General features: G+C 49.8%; 13 protein-coding genes. 10 read left to right on the forward strand and 3 right to left on the reverse strand.

Annotated elements, in window-relative coordinates:
• Nucleotides 1-37 precede the first annotated feature (37 nt).
• A complete protein-coding gene (locus LQ777_RS22395; RefSeq protein WP_232560164.1) occupies nucleotides 38-3,073 on the reverse strand; it encodes a tetratricopeptide repeat protein in 3,036 nt (1,011 codons plus the stop codon).
• Nucleotides 3,074-3,248: 175 nt separating this feature from the next.
• Between LQ777_RS22395 and LQ777_RS22400 the strand changes: the two genes are divergently transcribed.
• Nucleotides 3,249-4,241: an aldo/keto reductase gene (locus LQ777_RS22400; RefSeq protein WP_232560165.1), complete on the forward strand. Its 993-nt coding sequence runs from the start codon at nucleotides 3,249-3,251 to the stop codon at nucleotides 4,239-4,241.
• A gap of 99 nt (nucleotides 4,242-4,340) precedes the next feature.
• Here LQ777_RS22400 and malQ read toward each other — a convergent pair whose 3' ends face one another.
• The gene (gene malQ, locus LQ777_RS22405; protein ID WP_232560166.1) at nucleotides 4,341-5,939 is read right to left on the reverse strand and encodes a 4-alpha-glucanotransferase; all 1,599 of its coding nucleotides are present in this window, start codon (nucleotides 5,937-5,939) and stop codon (nucleotides 4,341-4,343) included.
• Between the two features lie 287 nt (nucleotides 5,940-6,226).
• Between malQ and atpD the strand changes: the two genes are divergently transcribed.
• The 8 genes from atpD (at nucleotide 6,227) to LQ777_RS22445 (ending at nucleotide 13,098) form a co-directional block, all read left to right on the forward strand.
• Nucleotides 6,227-7,753 (forward strand): F0F1 ATP synthase subunit beta, encoded by a 1,527-nt coding sequence (atpD, locus tag LQ777_RS22410; RefSeq protein WP_232560167.1) that lies wholly within the window; start codon nucleotides 6,227-6,229, stop codon nucleotides 7,751-7,753.
• 103 nt (nucleotides 7,754-7,856) lie between these two features.
• Nucleotides 7,857-8,525, forward strand: a complete 669-nt coding sequence (locus tag LQ777_RS22415; RefSeq protein WP_232560168.1) for a hypothetical protein — start codon at nucleotides 7,857-7,859, stop codon at nucleotides 8,523-8,525.
• Nucleotides 8,526-8,609: 84 nt separating this feature from the next.
• Nucleotides 8,610-8,855 (forward strand): ATP synthase F1 subunit epsilon, encoded by a 246-nt coding sequence (atpC, locus tag LQ777_RS22420; protein ID WP_232560169.1) that lies wholly within the window; start codon nucleotides 8,610-8,612, stop codon nucleotides 8,853-8,855.
• 166 nt (nucleotides 8,856-9,021) lie between these two features.
• Complete coding sequence (locus tag LQ777_RS22425; protein ID WP_232560170.1) at nucleotides 9,022-10,128, forward strand: sensor histidine kinase; 1,107 nt, start codon at nucleotides 9,022-9,024, stop codon at nucleotides 10,126-10,128.
• Nucleotides 10,125-10,832, forward strand: coding sequence for a LytR/AlgR family response regulator transcription factor (locus tag LQ777_RS22430; RefSeq protein ID WP_232560171.1), 708 nt, complete (start codon nucleotides 10,125-10,127; stop codon nucleotides 10,830-10,832). The genes LQ777_RS22425 and LQ777_RS22430 overlap by 4 nt, the downstream gene beginning before the upstream one ends.
• Before the next feature lie 194 nt (nucleotides 10,833-11,026).
• Nucleotides 11,027-11,785: a dioxygenase family protein gene (locus tag LQ777_RS22435; RefSeq protein ID WP_232560172.1), complete on the forward strand. Its 759-nt coding sequence runs from the start codon at nucleotides 11,027-11,029 to the stop codon at nucleotides 11,783-11,785.
• Nucleotides 11,786-11,845: 60 nt separating this feature from the next.
• Nucleotides 11,846-12,370: a hypothetical protein gene (locus LQ777_RS22440; protein ID WP_232560173.1), complete on the forward strand. Its 525-nt coding sequence runs from the start codon at nucleotides 11,846-11,848 to the stop codon at nucleotides 12,368-12,370.
• Between the two features lie 5 nt (nucleotides 12,371-12,375).
• Nucleotides 12,376-13,098 (forward strand): pirin family protein, encoded by a 723-nt coding sequence (locus tag LQ777_RS22445; RefSeq protein ID WP_232560174.1) that lies wholly within the window; start codon nucleotides 12,376-12,378, stop codon nucleotides 13,096-13,098.
• Nucleotides 13,099-13,180: 82 nt separating this feature from the next.
• Here the strand turns inward: LQ777_RS22445 and gcvP are convergent, their stop codons facing one another.
• Nucleotides 13,181-16,099 (reverse strand): aminomethyl-transferring glycine dehydrogenase, encoded by a 2,919-nt coding sequence (gene gcvP / locus LQ777_RS22450; RefSeq protein WP_232560175.1) that lies wholly within the window; start codon nucleotides 16,097-16,099, stop codon nucleotides 13,181-13,183.
• A 397-nt stretch (nucleotides 16,100-16,496) separates the two neighbouring features.
• Between gcvP and LQ777_RS22455 the strand changes: the two genes are divergently transcribed.
• Nucleotides 16,497-18,314 carry a hypothetical protein gene (locus LQ777_RS22455; RefSeq protein WP_232560176.1) on the forward strand — a complete coding sequence of 606 codons (1,818 nt, stop codon included), beginning with the start codon at nucleotides 16,497-16,499 and terminating at the stop codon, nucleotides 18,312-18,314.
• Nucleotides 18,315-18,414: the final 100 nt, after the last annotated feature.

Consider the following 18,414-nt stretch of genomic DNA (forward strand, 5'->3'; position numbering starts at 1 on the left):
CGGTGTCTGCTGACTTAGGTTAATAAACAAAGCTACTTTATTGCAGGAATTTTTGACGACTGTTTTCGATTGACGCTATTTTTTCCTGATAGGTTGTCAGAAACGCCTGATAATCGGCAGGCGTTGTCGCGAGTTGCAATTTCGCCAGACCATCTTCGGCATAATCGAACAGACTCAGATCGAGGCTGAGATTGACGTACGTCTTAAGCAATTCGGGACTGTCTTCGTTGTAAGGTAACGCTTTTACCACAAAATCATATGCCGTTTTAGACTGCTTTTGGCTTCTTTCGAGCTGAGCGGCTGCTGAAACGATTTGCGGATTTAACGGGGCTAATTGCAGCGCTTTCCGGTAAGCCTGCTGCGCTTTATCCACCTGACGCGTCCGCTCGTAGGTTTGCCCAAGCCAGTATTGTTCCTCCGCCTGATAACGCGGCAGAATCGGTTTGCCCGCCATCGTCTCCGCCGACCCTACGCTCCGCCGAAAAGCAGACAAACGCAGAGCCGCAATCGTACGCACCGATACCGCTACCGGGCTTAGCTGCTTAGAATCGGGTAAGCCAGATAGGATCAATTGCGCATTGCGCCACTGTAGCTGGTCAAGGTAATCATTTGCCAGCGCTACACCCGCCACCGTTTTCAGACTCGGCTCCTGAATAGTTTCCCAATAGGCACCCCGGTTCGGATCATCCAAGCGATAAGTCGCGTAGAAGGCTTTTTCAAAATCGGACGTCGGTTTCCGTTCCCGGTACAAGACCTGTTTCAGCGAAGCAACCGCCGGATCGTTCTTAGAGGCCGTTTCCCAGAACGACTGTGCCAATGCCAGTTCATTCGCTTTGGTCAGCGCTACAGCCCGGTAATAGATCGACGTTGTATCCGAGTTATACTCAAAGGTTTCAGCGGCACGTCGATACAACCCCTGATCAAGAAGCCACAAACCCGCCATCGAACGGTAGCTTGCTCCGTTTTGCTGGTCACCTTCTGCCAACTGATCGAGCAACCCAAAGGCCTCTAACTGATCATGCCGGTTGTAATCAATGACGGCTCGCGCCAACAACAAATCATCCGTAAAGTCCTGATTGACGGGAGCCACCGATAATTCTTTAATTGTTCGGGCAATACTCGTATCCGGCTGTTGATTCGTCAGCGCGTAATTGTACAGACTTGCAAAACGTCCCACACTCAGTCCCTGATCAACAGCAACATCACGTAGCCAGGCAGGTTTAACGGGTTGGGTCGTATCGGCCCGCTTTAGTTGGGACTGAGCCACCATTCGAAGTACCAATGCGTTGGCCTGATATGACTCGTAGGTCGATTTGGTCGTGTTGGTAGCTAAACTGGAATCAGCAGTCAGCACGTTTGCATTACGGGCGTAGAAAGCCAGTAAGTTTGACTCGGGCACTTCATCGCGGGAAACGTTTCCCGTTGCTGCCTTCAGGTAGTAATAGGCTGAGTCGGCCACGCTTGTCCGGGCGTACAGATAGCCCAGATTGTTTTGCAATTCGCCACTATTCGGGAAAGCGCGAAGGCCACGTTGCAGCGTTTTAACCGCTTCGAAAAACAGATCGGTTTGCAGATACGTCTGACTCAACCCAGCGTAGTCCTGCGGATTAGGCTGTTTCAGCAAAGCCTGCTGAAAGTAAAAGGCCGCTGCGGTCTGGTTGTTCTGCGACAAAGCCAGCGACGCCAGCGAGTAATTGGACTTATGGTTTTGAAACTCCTGTTCAAGCGCCAGATTGTAAAATGCGTTCGCCGAGGTCGGTTCATTACGGGTTACGTAGTAGTCACCGAGTCCGTTGTAATAGCCAGCTACACCCTGCCGGAAAGAAATCAATCCACCGTAGGCTACCAATACAACTACAACGACGAAACCAACAATCCGAAACAGACTCAGTTCGAGCCGTCTGGGTTTGTAGAGAACCCGATAAACGGGTAGGTTCTGCTGGTAGATAGGCAAGAAGTTGATAACAACATAGGTGACAAAGCACAACCCCATTGCCAGGTGGGTATACACAATCGCATCTTCAAACATCTCAACCAGCGGATCGTTGGCGGTGGCGAAGGCATAGGCCATCGTGAGCGTGGCGAGCAAAGCCAGACCTGTGTATAGGTACGCACCAGAGTCCCGGAACGATACCGCTTCCTGCTGCTCGATCAACCGACGAAAGCCCCAAACACCCAGCGTGACCGAAATCAGATAAAGTGCAAACGGGCTGATCGCTAACACGTCCCAATCAATGGACTTGGTATTTTTGAGCCAGATGAGCACTAGGTTAACCAGATACAATAGGCTGGCGAACAAGAAGTTATTGAAACCCAATGTCCGCCGTTGACCCGCCTGAGCACTCCCCTCCTCGGCCCTGTCTACCGACGTAACCCAAACCAGTCCGGCAATAATTTCGGCGGCAATAAAGAAAATAAAGCCAATGCTGAATACCAGCAGTACGGGCATTCCGTAACTAACAATGATCATGGCTGGAAACGCAACGGGCGATAACGAGCCAAGCGCAACTCCTGCGAGTATTGTCAGCAGCGCAAAAACGCCAAATCGCACACCAATCGAATAATCGGGTCGAAAGGCGTGGAAGTAATAACTCACCGACCCAAAGAGGAAAGTTAAAATCAGAAACAGGTAGTTGCCACCCAGCCCCGGTATTTCGAGCATTTCCCAGCGGAAGAAAGCCAGCCCAAGAATCAGGACGGCCATACTGACCAAATAGCGCATCCGATCAAACCGCGAGATCGCGCTGATTAGCAGCACGAACGCCACGCTTATGCCAACCAGCAACGCAGTAGCCACGTTGGGACGAATTCGCATAGCCGACGCGACAAACTGCTCCGATACGGCGTATGCTTTGCTATTCACTGCGTATTCGAGCAGACCGTCCGAAATGGTTTGAAACGTAACGGGTAGCTCGTTCAGCTCACTTAGAACATCCCAATTAACGACATTACCCAAGCCTTTTGCCCAGGCAACAACGAAGAGAATCAGACTAGAAATGACAATAAAAAGACTCAGTAAATACGTAAACCGATGGGTTCGGCCCCACGCAGACCAGAAAAATAAGGATGACATGCAACAGAAACGTCAGTAACAGTTAGTTAGTGCCTAAATAGGGAGCTTGTTGTTCAACCTGCCGACGACCTACTTGTGCAGCCGGTTTGCTGGCAACATCGTATACGCTCATTATTACTAACAAAACAAGGTATATTTTCTTTTATTAAAAGACTTTATCTCTTATACAGAACGCATGGAATACAGAAAACTGGGCGACTCGGACTTATCCGTTTCTGCCATCACGTTTGGAGCATGGGCCGCTGGTGGCTGGATGTGGGGCGGAACTGAACAAAAAGGGGCTATTGAGGCCATTCGCGTGTCGTACGATTTGGGTGTAACATCCATTGATACGGCAGCTATTTATGGGCAGGGTGCCAGTGAAGAAATTGTTGGCGAAGCAATCAAAGGGTTACCACGTGACAAAATTCAGATCCTGACCAAGTATGGTATGCGCTGGGACTTAAAAAAAGGTGATTTTGCCTTTAAGAGTCAGGACAACGCGGGTACTCCAATCGACGTATACAAATATTCGGGCAAGGAAAGCATTATCAAAGAATGTGAAGATAGCCTCAAACGGCTAGGTACCGACTACATCGACTTATACCAGATGCACTGGCCCGAATCGACCACGCCCATCGAGGAAAGCATGGAGGCCGTTTTGCGATTGATCGAACAGGGAAAAGTGCGTCAGGCCGGTGTAAGCAACTACACGGCGGAACAGATGCAGCAGGCGGAAAGCGTTCTGAAGCTAGCGTCGAACCAGGTTCCGTTTAGTATGCTCAACCAGGGAATCAACGAGTCGCTGGTTCCTTATTGTCTTGAGCACAAAAAAGGCATTTTAGCGTACAGCCCCATGGAGCGGGGACTCTTGACGGGTAAAATCAAACCCGGTCATCAGTTTGCCGAAGGAGATCACCGGGCGAACTACCGCTTTTTCAAAGACGAAAACATCACCCAGGCCGATTCTCTCCTACAGAAACTAAAACCGCTAGCCGACGAAAAGAACGCTAGTCTAGGTCAGTTGGTGATTCGGTGGACCATCGAACAGCCCGGTATCACGGCGGCTCTGGTAGGCGCACGGAATGCCGAACAAGCTACCCAAAACGCAAAGGCCATCGCTATTCAGCTATCAACCGATGAACTGGATTTCATCAACCAGCAGTTAGGGCAACTGGCGTTGGTATAAGTAACGCAGATGTCCTGTCCGTAGAGCTGTAGCGTGAGTGGTAGCGATTATAAAGTCAACCACAATCTAGCCTGCGGCTTCACGGACAGGATGTCTGGGTTACGATTGCGCGCCTTCTACTCGGCCCGTCATTATTGTCAATTTCAATAACTTCTCGGCAACTTCTTCCGTCAACTGGTCCGGCTTCAAGCGCCACTGCCAGCTTTGACCGCCCAAACCTGGCGTGTTCATTCGATTTGTTTCATCCAGATTCAATATGTCCTGCACGGGCATGATAGCAAGCCGAGCTACCGATTGCATCGTCCTTCGACAAATTTGATCGACCACATTATCGTCGGTGATCGGAAAACCGAAATAATCGTCCAGATGCTTACGCATCTCTTCCGACGCTTCGTGAAACCAGCCGAGCGTAGTGTTGTTATCATGTGTCCCCGAATAGGCAACCACATTTTCGGTGTAATTATGGACCATGTGCGACGAGGTCGACATATCGATACCGAAACCAAACTGAAGCACGCGCATGCCCGGAATACCGTAATGCCGCATGTGCGGTTGCGTGTCTGCCGTACGGGCACCAAGGTCTTCAGCGATTACAGGCAAATGCACGAACTGACGGTACATTGCGTGCATAAATTCCTCAATGGGGGCTCTGACCCACTCACCTACTTTTGCCGTTGGTTCGTCAGCGGGAATTTCCCAGTAAACAGCGAAGCCTAAGAAGTGATCCAACCGCGTCAGACTGTACAAGGACATCTGATGCCGTAGTCGGTGTCGCCACCAGGCAAAACCCGTACGCTGATGCTCTTCCCAGTCGTAAATCGGATTGCCCCAGCGCTGTCCGTATTCACTGAAATAATCGGGTGGAGCACCTGCCACAAACAAAGGCTTCAAATCCTCGTCTAATTTGAACAACGTCGGATTGGCCCACACATCCGCACTGTTGAACTGCACGTAGATCGGTATGTCGCCAATCAGGTGAATATTGCGCTGATAGCAGTAGGCGACAAGCTCATTCCATTGCCGCAGAAAGAAATACTGCAAAACTTTAATTTCTTCGATTCGGTCGTGAAGCAGTTCCGTCTGCTGGGCGAGAGCCTGCGGGTCACGGCGAACGATTTCTTCCGGCCAGTGCGACCAGACTGGTTCACCCGTTTCCTCCTGAAGTGCCGAAAACAACGCGTAATCGTCGAGCCAATGCGCCTGCCAACCACAAAACCGATCATAATCGGCGCGTTGGCCGGGCGTTGCCGTGCGCAGAAACGTCGCAGCAGCCTGTTGCAGTAAGGGCCTTTTCTTTAACCAGGCCGCATGCAACGTTGAGGGAGCAAGCACAACCGATTCAGTCAATACCGCAGTCACGGCTTCATCTAATGTTGAGGGCGCTTCGGTCACGGTAACCTCCTGTACTGGCTGATCGTTAAACCCGGCTAAGTCTTGCTCACTTAACCAGTTCTCATCGGCCAGCTTTTCCAGACTAATCAATAAACTATTCCCCGCAAAAGCCGATGGACTGCTATAGGGCGAAAAGCCCGCACCCGGATCAACGGGCGTAAGCGGTAGTATCTGCCAGTATGTTTGACCCGCTGCGTGCAGGAAATCGGCGAACCGGTAGGCTTCTGGGCCTAAGTCACCAACACCATGCGCCGAAGGTAATGATGTGATATGAAGTAAGAGACCGCTTGAGCGTTGTTGAAGCATGAAAAGAAGTGGTTAATAACCCGTTGTGGCTTAGCTGACAGCGATTAATCATCCATAAACATCCGTAATGATTCCACGTTCGACTAACCGCCAGCAACTATCTTTTGTACAAATCCGCTCAACGCCGGTTTTGTTTATTCCTTAGGATAAAAACCTAACTACCAAATACGTTCCGTAGCCTAAAAACCATAAATTGAATAAATAGCACCTTGCTCTTACGCTGTTTTTCTCCTACTTTTGCAGTCCCAAACAATGGGTAAATTTTTAATAAGCTACATCACATATAAATGAGTACGGCAACGGCAGTAAATACGGGTAAGATTACGCAAATAATCGGGCCAGTTGTGGACGTGAGTTTCGAGGGCGAAGGCTCGCGGATTCCGGCTATTCTGGACGCCCTTAGAGTAACGAAAGCCAATGGGCAACAGGTGATTCTGGAGGTTCAACAGCACCTCGGTGAAGACCGTGTTCGCGCTATCGCCATGGACTCGACTGACGGTCTGTATCGCGGCCTAGATGTCGATGACCTAGGTCACCAAATTACTATGCCAACCGGTGATGGCATCCGGGGACGGCTGTTCAACGTCGTTGGTGATGCTATCGATGGTATTCCGCAGCCTAAAAGCACGGGTACTGGCTTACCAATCCACCGGGCGGCTCCCAAATTCGAAGATCTTGCTACGTCGACCGAAGTTTTATTTACGGGTATCAAAGTAATTGACCTGCTGGAGCCTTACGCAAAAGGTGGTAAAATCGGTCTTTTCGGTGGTGCTGGTGTTGGTAAAACGGTATTGATTCAGGAGTTGATCAACAACATCGCCAAAGCATATGCCGGTCTGTCGGTGTTTGCCGGTGTGGGCGAACGTACTCGTGAAGGAAATGACCTGCTGCGCGAGATGATCGAAGCGGGTATTATCAAATACGGCGAAGCGTTCAAACATTCGATGGAAGAAGGCGGCTGGGATTTGAGCAAAGTGGATATGGACGAAATGGTTAAGAGCCAGGCTACGTTCGTATTCGGACAGATGAACGAACCACCAGGAGCCCGTGCTCGGGTTGCTTTGTCGGGTCTGACCATTGCTGAACACTTCCGCGATGGCGACGGTGAAGGTGCTGGCCGTGATATCTTGTTCTTCGTCGATAACATTTTCCGGTTCACCCAGGCTGGTTCAGAAGTATCGGCTCTATTGGGCCGGATGCCATCAGCCGTAGGTTACCAGCCTACACTGGCTACGGAGATGGGTGTCATGCAAGAGCGGATTACCTCAACCAAGCGCGGTTCGATCACATCGGTACAGGCCGTTTACGTACCTGCCGATGACTTGACCGACCCTGCTCCGGCTACGACATTTGCTCACCTTGATGCAACTACGGTATTGAGCCGGAAAATTTCTGAGCTTGGTATTTATCCAGCGGTGGACCCTCTCGATTCGACATCACGGATTTTGACGGCTGAAATTCTGGGTGACGAACACTACAATACGGCTCAGCGCGTAAAGGAAATTCTGCAACGCTACAAAGAATTGCAGGATATCATCGCCATCCTGGGTCTGGAAGAATTGTCAGAAGAAGATAAACTGGTTGTTGCCCGTGCTCGTCGCGTACAACGCTTCCTGTCGCAGCCATTCTTCGTTGCTGAACAGTTCACCGGTTTGAAAGGCGTTCTGGTTCCCATCGAAGATACGATCAAAGGGTTCAACGAGATCATCGACGGCAAGCATGACCGTCTTCCAGAGGCAGCGTTCAACCTCGTCGGCACGATTGAAGATGCCATGGCGAAAGGCGAACGGATGCTGAAAGAAGCTGGTCAGTAACATTATTTCGGTCTGTGACCCTAAAAATTTTATGGTCACAGACCGAAACGTATTACCTGCAATCAAGTCTAATAGTCCACATACAAAAAACATACCCTGTTTTATGAAAACGTCGATTAGACTTCGTTCAGGAATACTCGTTTTATCTGCAAGCCTCTTCTTTGTTTCTGTTACTTCGGCCCAAATCACAACGGAATTAGCGATGCCCGTTCGGTCGATAGGCACCATCAACGAAAAGTCAATTACTCCGGCTTTACAGGATAGTTCGTCTACGGCTCATTTGGATAGTGCTGTAGCAGCGCTGAAGAAAGGCGATAAAGAGACAACGACGCAGGAGCTTAAAGAAGGGATTGCTGGACTGGAGGCCGAAGCGCAACAAAAGCCAACTTCCTTCAAGACAAAGTTACTAGCTCAGGTTAGCAAACTAAAAGCGCTACTACCTTTAATACCAACAGGTGCTTTGGGCAGCGGTGTTCTCGGGAAAGCGGTTGATCTGGCGAAATTAGCGTCGGGAGGAAACCAGCTCGAGAGCCTGCTAACGGCTGGCTCACTGATCGGGAAAGGTAGTCAGTTAACAAGTGGTTTAAGCGGAATTGGCAGTGTATTGTCGTCGCTGGGCGGTGTAAGCCAGTCAACGGGTCAGTCACTGATTTCAAAAGCGCTGGGAACTGTTAGTAAGCTTGATCAGGGTGGTTTAGCGGCAAAAGCGGCTGAGCCAGCGGCAAAAACCCAACTAAGCAGTATCCTTAATCTAGTAAAAGGAGTGCTGTAAGCTGATGTTTGATGTATGATATAAAGCAGGTGACCTGCGATTACAGCAAATCATAGATCATACATCGTATACTCTATCATCTTTATGACTCTCGATATTATTACCCCCGACCGTAAGGTCTTCTCTGGTGAGGCTACCGCCGTTACATTTCCGGGTAGCGAAGGTCAGTTTCAGGTTCTGAACAACCACGCTCCGCTGGTAAGTACGCTGGACCGAGGCCCAATCGTTGTACAGACAGCCTCTGGTCAGCAGACATTTTCTGTGGACGGCGGTGTAGTTGAAGTATTACAAAACAAAGTGCTGGTTCTGGCCGAAGCGATCATTGCTTAGGTCGTCAGTTCTCATTGATAAAACGCAACGGGTTGCTCACAATGAGCAACCCGTTGCGTTTTGTGGTATTCATCATTCGCGTGTTTACCGGCAGAACTCATTGATTGACCGATATTTCGGTAGTGAGTGAAGCAGGTTCTGTAACTTTCCGTATTGATTTTCACAAATGAACAGGAAAGTATTACTGGTTGCTACGCATACCTTCGGCTGTCTGACGTTTCTTGCTCTGCCGTACATCTTCGCGGAAGACGGCTTTTCGAAACTGTCCGAACTCGCTTATAATCCCCATGAGCAGCGTAATCTGTTTTCCTACCTGCTTACAATTGCGTTCTTCTACCTAAACTATTACGTGCTGATCCCACAGTATTTTTTTGCGCGTAATTACATCCTCTACGTTTTTTGCCTGCTTAGCTGTTTTATCATTATTGAGCAAACACTGGTCCGAATCAATCGCCGGACATCGACTCCGCTAGCGATAGCTCCGCCACCTCCGCCTGGGTCAACTGGATCAGGTCCTGGTTTCGGCCCGCCTGACCGCCCTCCTCTGCCCCCACCTGGCAGTTTCCCAAAGCCGCAATCGCAACAGCCTGGACTTCCGCCAGAAATAAGCCAGACGTTTCTTCTCTTTTCAATTGGCCTCTTGTTGTCACTTGCTATCCGCGTCAACAACCGATGGCGGGAAACAGAACGGGAAAAGCTAAACACCGAACTGTCGTACCTGAAAGCGCAAATCAATCCACACTTTTTGTTCAATACGCTGAATAGCATCTACTCGCTGGCGATTGAGCAGTCGGATCGAACCGCCGAAGCGATCACGCGGCTTTCGGCGCTGATGCGTTATGTAATCCAGGATACGGCAGTCAAGCAAGTACCTCTGTCGAAAGAATTTGACTACATCAGCCATTACGTAGCCCTGCAACAGTTACGGTTGGATGATACGGTGCGCGTTGACTTCTCGATTAACGGTAAGGCCAACGGGCAACAGATTTCGCCATTGATTCTAATATCCTTTATTGAGAATGCCTTCAAGTACGGTGTCAACCCGAGTGAAGACTCATCTATTCGAATTAAGCTGTCGATTCAAGGCAACGAATTGCATTGCCACGTCTTCAATAAAAAAGTGCGTGTTGCCCAGGAAGCCGTTACGACCAGCGGAATTGGCCTGACAAACACAAAAGCGCGACTTGCGTTAGTATACCCAAACCAGCACCGACTATTAATTACCGATCAGCCCAGTGATTTCACGGTCGATCTATACCTGACCCTGCCATGATTCGTGCTATTGCCGTTGACGATGAACCCCCTGCCCTTCGGGTGCTTACCAATTTTTGCGGTCGAGTCGATTTCATTGATTTGCAGAAAACGTTCGTCCGTCCCGACGAAGCGTTGGCTTACTTGGCGAACAATCCGGTTGACCTACTTTTCCTCGATATCAACATGCCTGCGCTGTCAGGGCTCGACTTTCATAAACTTTTACCTAAACCGACCCTTGTTATTTTCACGACGGCTTATGCTGAGTACGCTGTCGAAGGCTTTACGCTCAACGCAGTTGATTATCTGCTCAAACCGTTTACGTTCGAACGATTCGAGCAATCTGCTCAGAAAGCCCGCGATGCCTATCAATTCAGGCAGCTACATGAGCAGGATAAGCCCGTTTATCTGTACGTACGAGCCGATTATCGGTTGTATCAGATTCCCTTATCTGACATTTTATTTATCGAAGGCTTGGATGATTATCTCAAAATCTATCGAAAACAGGATAAACCCATTGTTTGCCGGATGACGATGAAAGCAATGATGGAGCAACTGGCCGGTCTCAACACCTCTTCTGAACGGTTTATTCGCGTGCACCGGTCGTACATTGTACCGCTCAACCGCATTGAAGCCGTTCAAAACAAAACCATCTTACTGGCTGAACGCGAGATTCCCATTGGAGCCAGCTACGAAGCTGACTTTTTTCGTCAGTTTGGAGTCTAAACCAGCTGGTGGGGTCAGGTTTGAGAACCTGACCCCACCGGGCACAACCTATTCAGAGATTACTTTGCCTACCTATTTTTCAAGATTAACCGACACAATTGTTCGATTCACCTCAAAGCCATTCCTCAGCACAACGATTCCTTATTGGTCAGCGTATTGGGTTATATATCAACTCCAGAATAGCAGTAACCCCTATGGAACGTAAGGAATTTTTGAAGCGAGGATTTAGTAGCTTACTTGGCATCGCTGCGGTTGTACCGATGATCGAGAGTTGCTCATCAACCGAAATCGACCCAACAAGTACGACCACGACTGGATCAGGAACAAGCTCGTCTACTGGCTCTACCAACGGTAGTTCATCCAGCGATTGCTCGGTAACGCCCAGCGAAACGGAGGGTCCTTTCCCAACGAAAAAGCCAGCCAACTTTGTCCGGAAAGACATCCGCGACGACCGCACGGGTGTTGCCTTCACAATGAACATCACCATTAAGAACGCGAACAGCAGTTGTGCGGCCCTCGCCGGAGCACTGGTCGATGTCTGGCACTGCGACAAGGATGGCAACTACTCGGAATATGGCGGAACAGGCATGCAAAGCACCAACTACACCAACGTAGACTTTTTGCGGGGGCGTCAAACGACCGACTCGAATGGTCTGGTTTCCTTCACATCGATCTTTCCGGGCTGGTATTCAGGGCGCGCTCCGCACATTCACGTCCATATCTACAATTCGTCTGGCAAGTCGTTGCTGGTAACTCAGATTGCTTTTCCGTACGACATCGCAAACACAGTTTATACAACCGGGCAGTCCTACGGTTACACGAAAGGCGCACAGGATACCAAAAACGAAAAAGATAACGTGTTTGGCGATGGCTACACTACGGAGCTAGCGACCGTATCAGGTAGTTTGTCCGGCGGTTACACATTGACGCACACTATTGTTGTTAGCGCATAGCACAACCAATAGCCGAAAGCATCGAGCATCCACTTGGTGCTTTTCAGGCGAAATGAATACATGATAAAAGGGCTTATTCGGTTGAGTTACCGTAAAATTATCGACGCATCGTCCCAGAAGGCGTGGGACAAGTACGTGTTTGACGATACCTACCAAGAGTTTTACATGCAGGCGCAGTCTTACAATCAGGATAATACGTATAGCACCTTTCAGGAGTTGTTAACACACGTTCCTGAGGCCGACAAGTTGCATTACCTGACCAGCAGAGCGGCAATCGGTTATATCAGACAGCTAAATGGTATTGTTCCCGAAATTGTCAATGCGTCGGGAAAACTGTGCTTGCCTTTTACTCAGTTCAAGTTCGAGATTTTACAGTCGCACCTTCAGAACAAGGAGCTGCACAAAGTGGCTATCTCTTTCTACAGTGAGCCCCTTACCTGGATTGACACTATAGGCAATTCGTTACTGATTGCCTATGGTGATCAACGTCAGTCCCTACACGAAGGGAAAGAGATAGAAACTGACCTGCTGGCGTTGCAACCTTACCTGAACGTTTCATTCGTACAGACCGGAACGTTAGCCTGAAAACGATGGATACGCAAACGCAAGCTCAGATCTACCTGTCGGACCAGCGCGGATGTTCACAACTCGACTCGTTTCGTAGCTTTCACAGCTTTAATTTCGGGTCTTATTTTGACGAAAGTCGCAAACCATTTGGCCCGCTTCAACTGGTCAACGACGATACGTTGAAAGCAGGTCACAGTATTAAAATGACCGTCGAGACCGATACAGAAGTATTTATTCTTCCAATTGCTGGTGGACTTGAATACCGCAGCGCTTTAGGAGACGGTTTCCTGGAAGCCGGACAAGTACAGCTTTTCTCACTAGCTGCGGGCATGACGTATGAAGTCGTTAATCCGTACGAAACCGAGTTTATCAACTTTCTGCACATCTGGCTATCGTCTGATTACACTTCATTTGCGCCCGCTTTGAAACAAACTAGCTTCGATCTAACCAACAAAAACGAGTTATTGCCCATCAATCCACTGGCTAGTACCAGTGCGAGCGGGTTGGCTGCTTTTATCGGTCGGTATGATGGGCGGCACGAGGTTAGTTATTCCGTCACAAAGTCCGGTGAGCCAGCGAAAGTCAATGGCGTTTTTGTGTTTGTGATCAGCGGTGTTTTTGAAGTACAAAATCGATTGCTGCACGAACGGGACGGTTTAGCGCTAACGGATATCAAAAATGAAGAAGTCGAGTTTGAAGCCTTATCCAATGACGCGATTCTTTTGCTGCTGGAAGTGTCGGTATAGCTGCTAGACTCTGAACGAAACATTACAAACAAAAAGCCAGTCTGTTCTCCGCAGACTGGCTTTTCACAATACTTAAACCGAATTAGGCTTGCTGTTCCATACCGGCTTCTTCAGCAACTTCTGTTGCGTAAGCGTCCGTTGGTACGCAGGAACAAACCAGATTCCGGTCACCGTACGCCGAGTCAATCCGGCTAACACTCGGCCAGAATTTGCGAGCCTGCACGTATGGCAATGGATAAACGGCTTTCTCACGCGAGTAAGGCCGGTTCCAGTTGTCAGCTAATGCCACCGTTGCCGTGTGCGGTGCATGTTTCAGCACGTTACTATTCCGCTCAGCAACGCCCGTTTCAATTTCGCGAATTTCTTCACGAATGGCGATCATCGCATCGCAGAAGCGGTCAAGCTCGGCCTTTGATTCGGATTCGGTTGGTTCAATCATCAACGTTCCGGCTACCGGGAACGAAACCGTTGGCGCGTGGAACCCGTAATCCATCAACCGCTTAGCAATATCTTCAACTTCAACGCCCGCAGCCGCTTTGAACGGACGGCAATCAACGATCATTTCGTGCGCAGCCCGGCCATTGGCTCCGGTGTATAGCGTATCGTAATGACCATTCAGCCGCGCCTTGATGTAGTTCGCATTCAGGATAGCCCGCTTCGTAGCGTTGGTCAATCCTTCGCTACCCATCATGGCAATGTACGCGTAGGAAATGACGAGAATACTGGCCGAACCGTACGGAGCTGCCGACACCGCATGAATTGCCTGATCGCCACCCGTTTGCACAAGCGCATGACCGGGCAGGAACGGAGCCAGATGGGCCGCCACACCGATTGGTCCCATACCAGGGCCGCCACCACCGTGAGGGATACAGAACGTCTTGTGCAAATTCAGGTGACACACATCGGCCCCAATCGTTGCGGGTGAGGTCAGACCGACCTGCGCATTCATATTGGCACCGTCCATGTAAACCTGGCCACCATGCTGGTGAATAACTTCGCAGATTTCTTTAATGCTTTCCTCAAAAACACCGTGCGTCGATGGATAGGTCACCATCAGACACGACAGATCATTGCTGTATTGTTCAGCTTTTGCTTTCAGATCCGCGACATCAATGTTGCCACGCTCATCGCATTTAACGATCACAACTTTCATACCTGCCATAACGGCACTGGCGGGGTTGGTACCGTGCGCCGACTGCGGGATCAACGATACCGTACGGTGATGATCGCCCCGGCTTTCGTGGTAAGCCCGAATTACCATCAAACCAGCGTATTCGCCCTGCGCACCGGAGTTTGGTTGCAGCGACATAGCGGCAAAACCCGTGATTTCGCACAGCCAATCGTTTAGATCGCTGAAAAGCTGTTGATAGCCCAACGTCTGATCCTTTGGCGCAAATGGATGCAGTTTGCCGAATTCAGGCCAGGTTACCGGAATCATTTCGGCAGTAGCATTCAGCTTCATCGTGCAGCTACCGAGTGAAATCATCGAATGAACCAGCGAAAGGTCTTTCTCTTCCAATGACTTCAGATAACGCAGCATTTCGTGCTCGGTATGATGCGTATTGAAAACCGGGTGCGTCAAATAATCGGACTGACGAACAAGGCGCTCAGGCCAGGTGATTTCCAGGCTATCGATAATCGCGTCGAGATCGCATTTTACGCCAAAGATCGACATCAGTTCAAGAACGTCGTCTACGGTCTTCGTTTCATCAAACGACACGCTGACATGCTCACCATCGGGCAAATACCGTAGGTTTATCTGCGACGCCCGCGCCGATTTTTTGATCGACTCAACATCACCGACTTTTACGGTTACCGTATCGAAATAGTTTTCGGTGCTAAGCTCGTGAGCGCTCCAGCGTAGCGCTGTCGCGAAGGTTTTTGCCAGCGCGTGTACTTTTTCGCCAATCGTCCGGAGCCGTTGCGGACCGTGGTACACCGCGTAACTACCCGCCATGACGGCCAGCAGAACCTGTGCCGTACAAATGTTTGATGTCGCTTTTTCGCGCCGGATGTGCTGCTCACGCGTTTGCAGAGCCATCCGTAACGCTGGTTTACCTTCGGCATCCTGCGAAACACCGATGATCCGACCGGGAATCTGGCGTTTGAACGCATCGCGGGTCGCGAAGTAAGCCGCGTGTGGGCCACCAAAACCCATCGGAACGCCAAAGCGCTGCGCCGAACCAACGACCACATCAGCGCCCATTTCGCCGGGAGGGGTTAGCAGCGTCAGAGCCAGCAGATCGGCGGCAACAGCTACCGTGATGCCCAATTCATGCGCTGCCGAAATAAGATCTGTATAATCGAATACTTCGCCGTCAGAAGCCGGATACTGAAGCAGAACGCCGAAAATTTCGGCGTTCGTAAGATCGACCGAACGGTGATCGCCAACCAGTACGTTGATTCCTATTGGCGTCGCACGGGTCAGGATAACATCGATCGTTTGCGGATGGCAACGCTCCGAAACAAAGAACGTACTCGCTGTCTTTTTGGCCGCCGGACGCATCGCGTACAGCATGTGCATGGCCTCGGCTGCGGCAGTCGCTTCGTCTAACAGCGAGGCATTTGCCAGATCCATACCTGTTAGGTCAGATACTACTGTCTGGAAATTGAGTAACGCTTCCAGACGCCCTTGTGCAATCTCGGCCTGGTAAGGCGTGTAAGCGGTATACCAGGCCGGGTTTTCCAGAATATTCCGAAGAATAACGTTCGGTGTAATGGTATCGTAGTAACCGGTACCGATATACGATTTGAAAACCTTGTTCTGGCCAGCGAGCTTCTTGAAATCCGCCAGGAATTGCGTCTCCGATTTAGGCGCGGGCAGATCAAGGGGTCGGGGGAGCCGGATGGTAGCCGGAACCGTCTGGTCAATTAGTTCGTCGATGGATTCAACCGGTAAGCCGGTCGCTGAAATGGTTTGGAGCATTTCGGCATGAGCCGAATCGGTTTGACCGTGGTGACGGTCTTCAAATGACTCCTGGTAACGAAGGTTTAACTTCATCGAAAGATAGCTTCTGTATAAGATGCAAATTTACACAACCGTCCCGTAAAAAGAGGTATAAACTAAGCCGCTTGTCAAAGGATTCTATGCTAGTCAAACGCAATTAGTAGCGTTGCAGTTCGCGCTTCCACCTACCGATTACCGGTGCATTCTACTAACTGTGAATGAATAGGTTAGCCATAGACTAGATGCTACAGAGCAGGATTTATCCTGTTATATCAATTCAACCCAACTCTATCTTGGCTGCGTCTTATAAATACCGTTTTTGGAACAACGGGTAAACAGTAGGTTCTACTCTGCTATCACCCCTGCGCTAGGATCACAGACGCGCATTTTCCTTGTCTGCTAGTGGATAATCCGCTATACTTACCACCTCAACTTTCGACTACTTTACTAAATGGTAACGCCTACAACCGGGGCTACCCACCTGTTTCGACTTTTAGTACCCATCAAAAAATACGGGCGATTAGAAGCCCGGTCTATTGATCCTTCTACCGGATTGAAGACCCCGTCAGCAGATTTGTCAGCAGAATCAGGGCGGGTATCGCCCGTATTAGCCGTTTTCTTTGGCGTTTTACTGCTTGTACCAGCCGTCATCTATTTCGTAACCATCGTTGAGAACGCGTACAATTTTCCGTACGAGGACGATTTTAATAGCGCACTAAGTTTTGTTTCGGACTACGCATTTGGCAACCTGACATTTGGTGGAAAGCTTATACTGCTTTTTTCGCAGTATAACGAGCACCGCATCGTCTTTGACCGGCTGGTCTTTCTGGCCGATTATGCCTTGTTCGGCGAATTGAATTTCAGCCATTTGATACTTGTTGGTAACCTTTCGCTCGTCCTGATTTGCCTGCTCTTTTTTAAAGCGTCCTTTCGGGGATTTCCACTGCATCAGAAGTTGCTTTTTCTGCTGCCGGCAGCTTATTCACTCTTTTTATTTCAATACTGGGAGCTATCGACCTGGAGCATGGCTGCTCTGCAAAACCTGTATGTCATTCCATTTGCCATGCTTAGTTTATACAGCCTGAGCCGACCCGGTCGGGGTGCATTTGCCCTTGCCTGCGGAGCGGCTATCCTGGCGACGTTTACGAGTGGTAATGGTATGTTTACGTTTGTAACGGGTGCCGCTCTGCTCCTACTGATCCAATCGTACAGACAGCTCGTTTTGTGGCTGGTAGTCAGTGCATTGACAATCGCTTTCTACTTTTTGGGATACATCCGGCCACCCTACCACCCTGATGTCGTTGATTCGTTGTTCAACCATAGCGGACGGGCTATTGCGTACTTTTTTACGTTGACCGGCATGATTTTAGGTCCCGGACGGCCAACGGCCAGTCTGCTCTTTGGAATCGCGTCGCTGCTTTTCTCACTTGGTTTACTCGGCTACGCCTGGTATACGAAGCGCATAAGTAGCAATTTACCCGTCATCGGCTGGCTGTTATTTCTATATCTGACCTGTTTGTCGCTTATGGCAACCCGTTCGGGAATGGGTCTCGGACACGCCACAACACCACGCTACGGTATTGTCGTCGTTATGCTGTTTGCTACGCAATCGGTGCTGGCACTCCAGCTCATCGAACACCGTTTGCTGCGCCTTGGCGTCTTAGCGGGTTATACGGCCCTTGCGGTTTTTGTGTATATATCGCCCATCAATCAGGGCAACCGCCAGCGTATCTACGACCGAACACGCACGATGCGTTACAGCAGCGCTTTTTACAACAACAACCCCGCGAATCTGTCCTTTCATTGGTCGAATCAAGAGTTTCCGAAAAAGATCTACGCCACGGCTCACAAACAAGGTATCTACCAAATACCGCCGGTCACCTTCAACGATCTGAAAAGCGCCCCTCAACCATTCGATCCAACCCATCTAAAGCAGACAAACAGCGTTACGTACGAAGCGAAGCCAGTAGAAGCAGGTAATTTCCTGATTTTCTACCGGTCTTGGGCGTTGGTCAATGGCACATTTCCCCGGAAGGCATCGGTCCAACTCGTTGCTCGGTCTTCGTCAGCCTGTTACGCTTTCGCTACTCAAGTTCATACCTGGAATGATCAGGAGGATCGCCTGTTATCCCGTCACTACACGCAACCAGGCTTTTCCTGCATTCTGGACAAAAAAGAGCTCAAACCAGGTCATTATAACTTATGGTTACGCATTGACGACGGGCAAACGCAAACAGACCAGCTGCTCGACAGCACGTTGGACGTATAGCGAGTTCTTTATCTGCGGTTAAAAAACCATTGGTTTCTGACCGCTCAACGGCAACCTTGCATGATATTTGCACGGCCACTAGTAACTTCTTATTCCGAAT

This window comes from Spirosoma oryzicola, assembly GCF_021233055.1.
Taxonomy (GTDB): Bacteria; Bacteroidota; Bacteroidia; order Cytophagales; family Spirosomataceae; genus Spirosoma; species Spirosoma oryzicola.

Excerpts from the sequence above, each read along its gene's own strand:
- LQ777_RS22395 (WP_232560164.1), bottom strand. The coding sequence starts at position 3,073 with ATGTCATCCTTATTTTTCTGGTCTGCGTGGGGCCGAACCCATCGGTTT.
- LQ777_RS22400 (WP_232560165.1), top strand. The coding sequence starts at position 3,249 with ATGGAATACAGAAAACTGGGCGACTCGGACTTATCCGTTTCTGCCATC.
- malQ (WP_232560166.1), bottom strand. The coding sequence starts at position 5,939 with ATGCTTCAACAACGCTCAAGCGGTCTCTTACTTCATATCACATCATTA.
- atpD (WP_232560167.1), top strand. The coding sequence starts at position 6,227 with ATGAGTACGGCAACGGCAGTAAATACGGGTAAGATTACGCAAATAATC.
- LQ777_RS22415 (WP_232560168.1), top strand. The coding sequence starts at position 7,857 with ATGAAAACGTCGATTAGACTTCGTTCAGGAATACTCGTTTTATCTGCA.
- atpC (WP_232560169.1), top strand. The coding sequence starts at position 8,610 with ATGACTCTCGATATTATTACCCCCGACCGTAAGGTCTTCTCTGGTGAG.
- LQ777_RS22425 (WP_232560170.1), top strand. The coding sequence starts at position 9,022 with ATGAACAGGAAAGTATTACTGGTTGCTACGCATACCTTCGGCTGTCTG.
- LQ777_RS22430 (WP_232560171.1), top strand. The coding sequence starts at position 10,125 with ATGATTCGTGCTATTGCCGTTGACGATGAACCCCCTGCCCTTCGGGTG.
- LQ777_RS22435 (WP_232560172.1), top strand. The coding sequence starts at position 11,027 with ATGGAACGTAAGGAATTTTTGAAGCGAGGATTTAGTAGCTTACTTGGC.
- LQ777_RS22440 (WP_232560173.1), top strand. The coding sequence starts at position 11,846 with ATGATAAAAGGGCTTATTCGGTTGAGTTACCGTAAAATTATCGACGCA.
- LQ777_RS22445 (WP_232560174.1), top strand. The coding sequence starts at position 12,376 with ATGGATACGCAAACGCAAGCTCAGATCTACCTGTCGGACCAGCGCGGA.
- gcvP (WP_232560175.1), bottom strand. The coding sequence starts at position 16,099 with ATGAAGTTAAACCTTCGTTACCAGGAGTCATTTGAAGACCGTCACCAC.
- LQ777_RS22455 (WP_232560176.1), top strand. The coding sequence starts at position 16,497 with ATGGTAACGCCTACAACCGGGGCTACCCACCTGTTTCGACTTTTAGTA.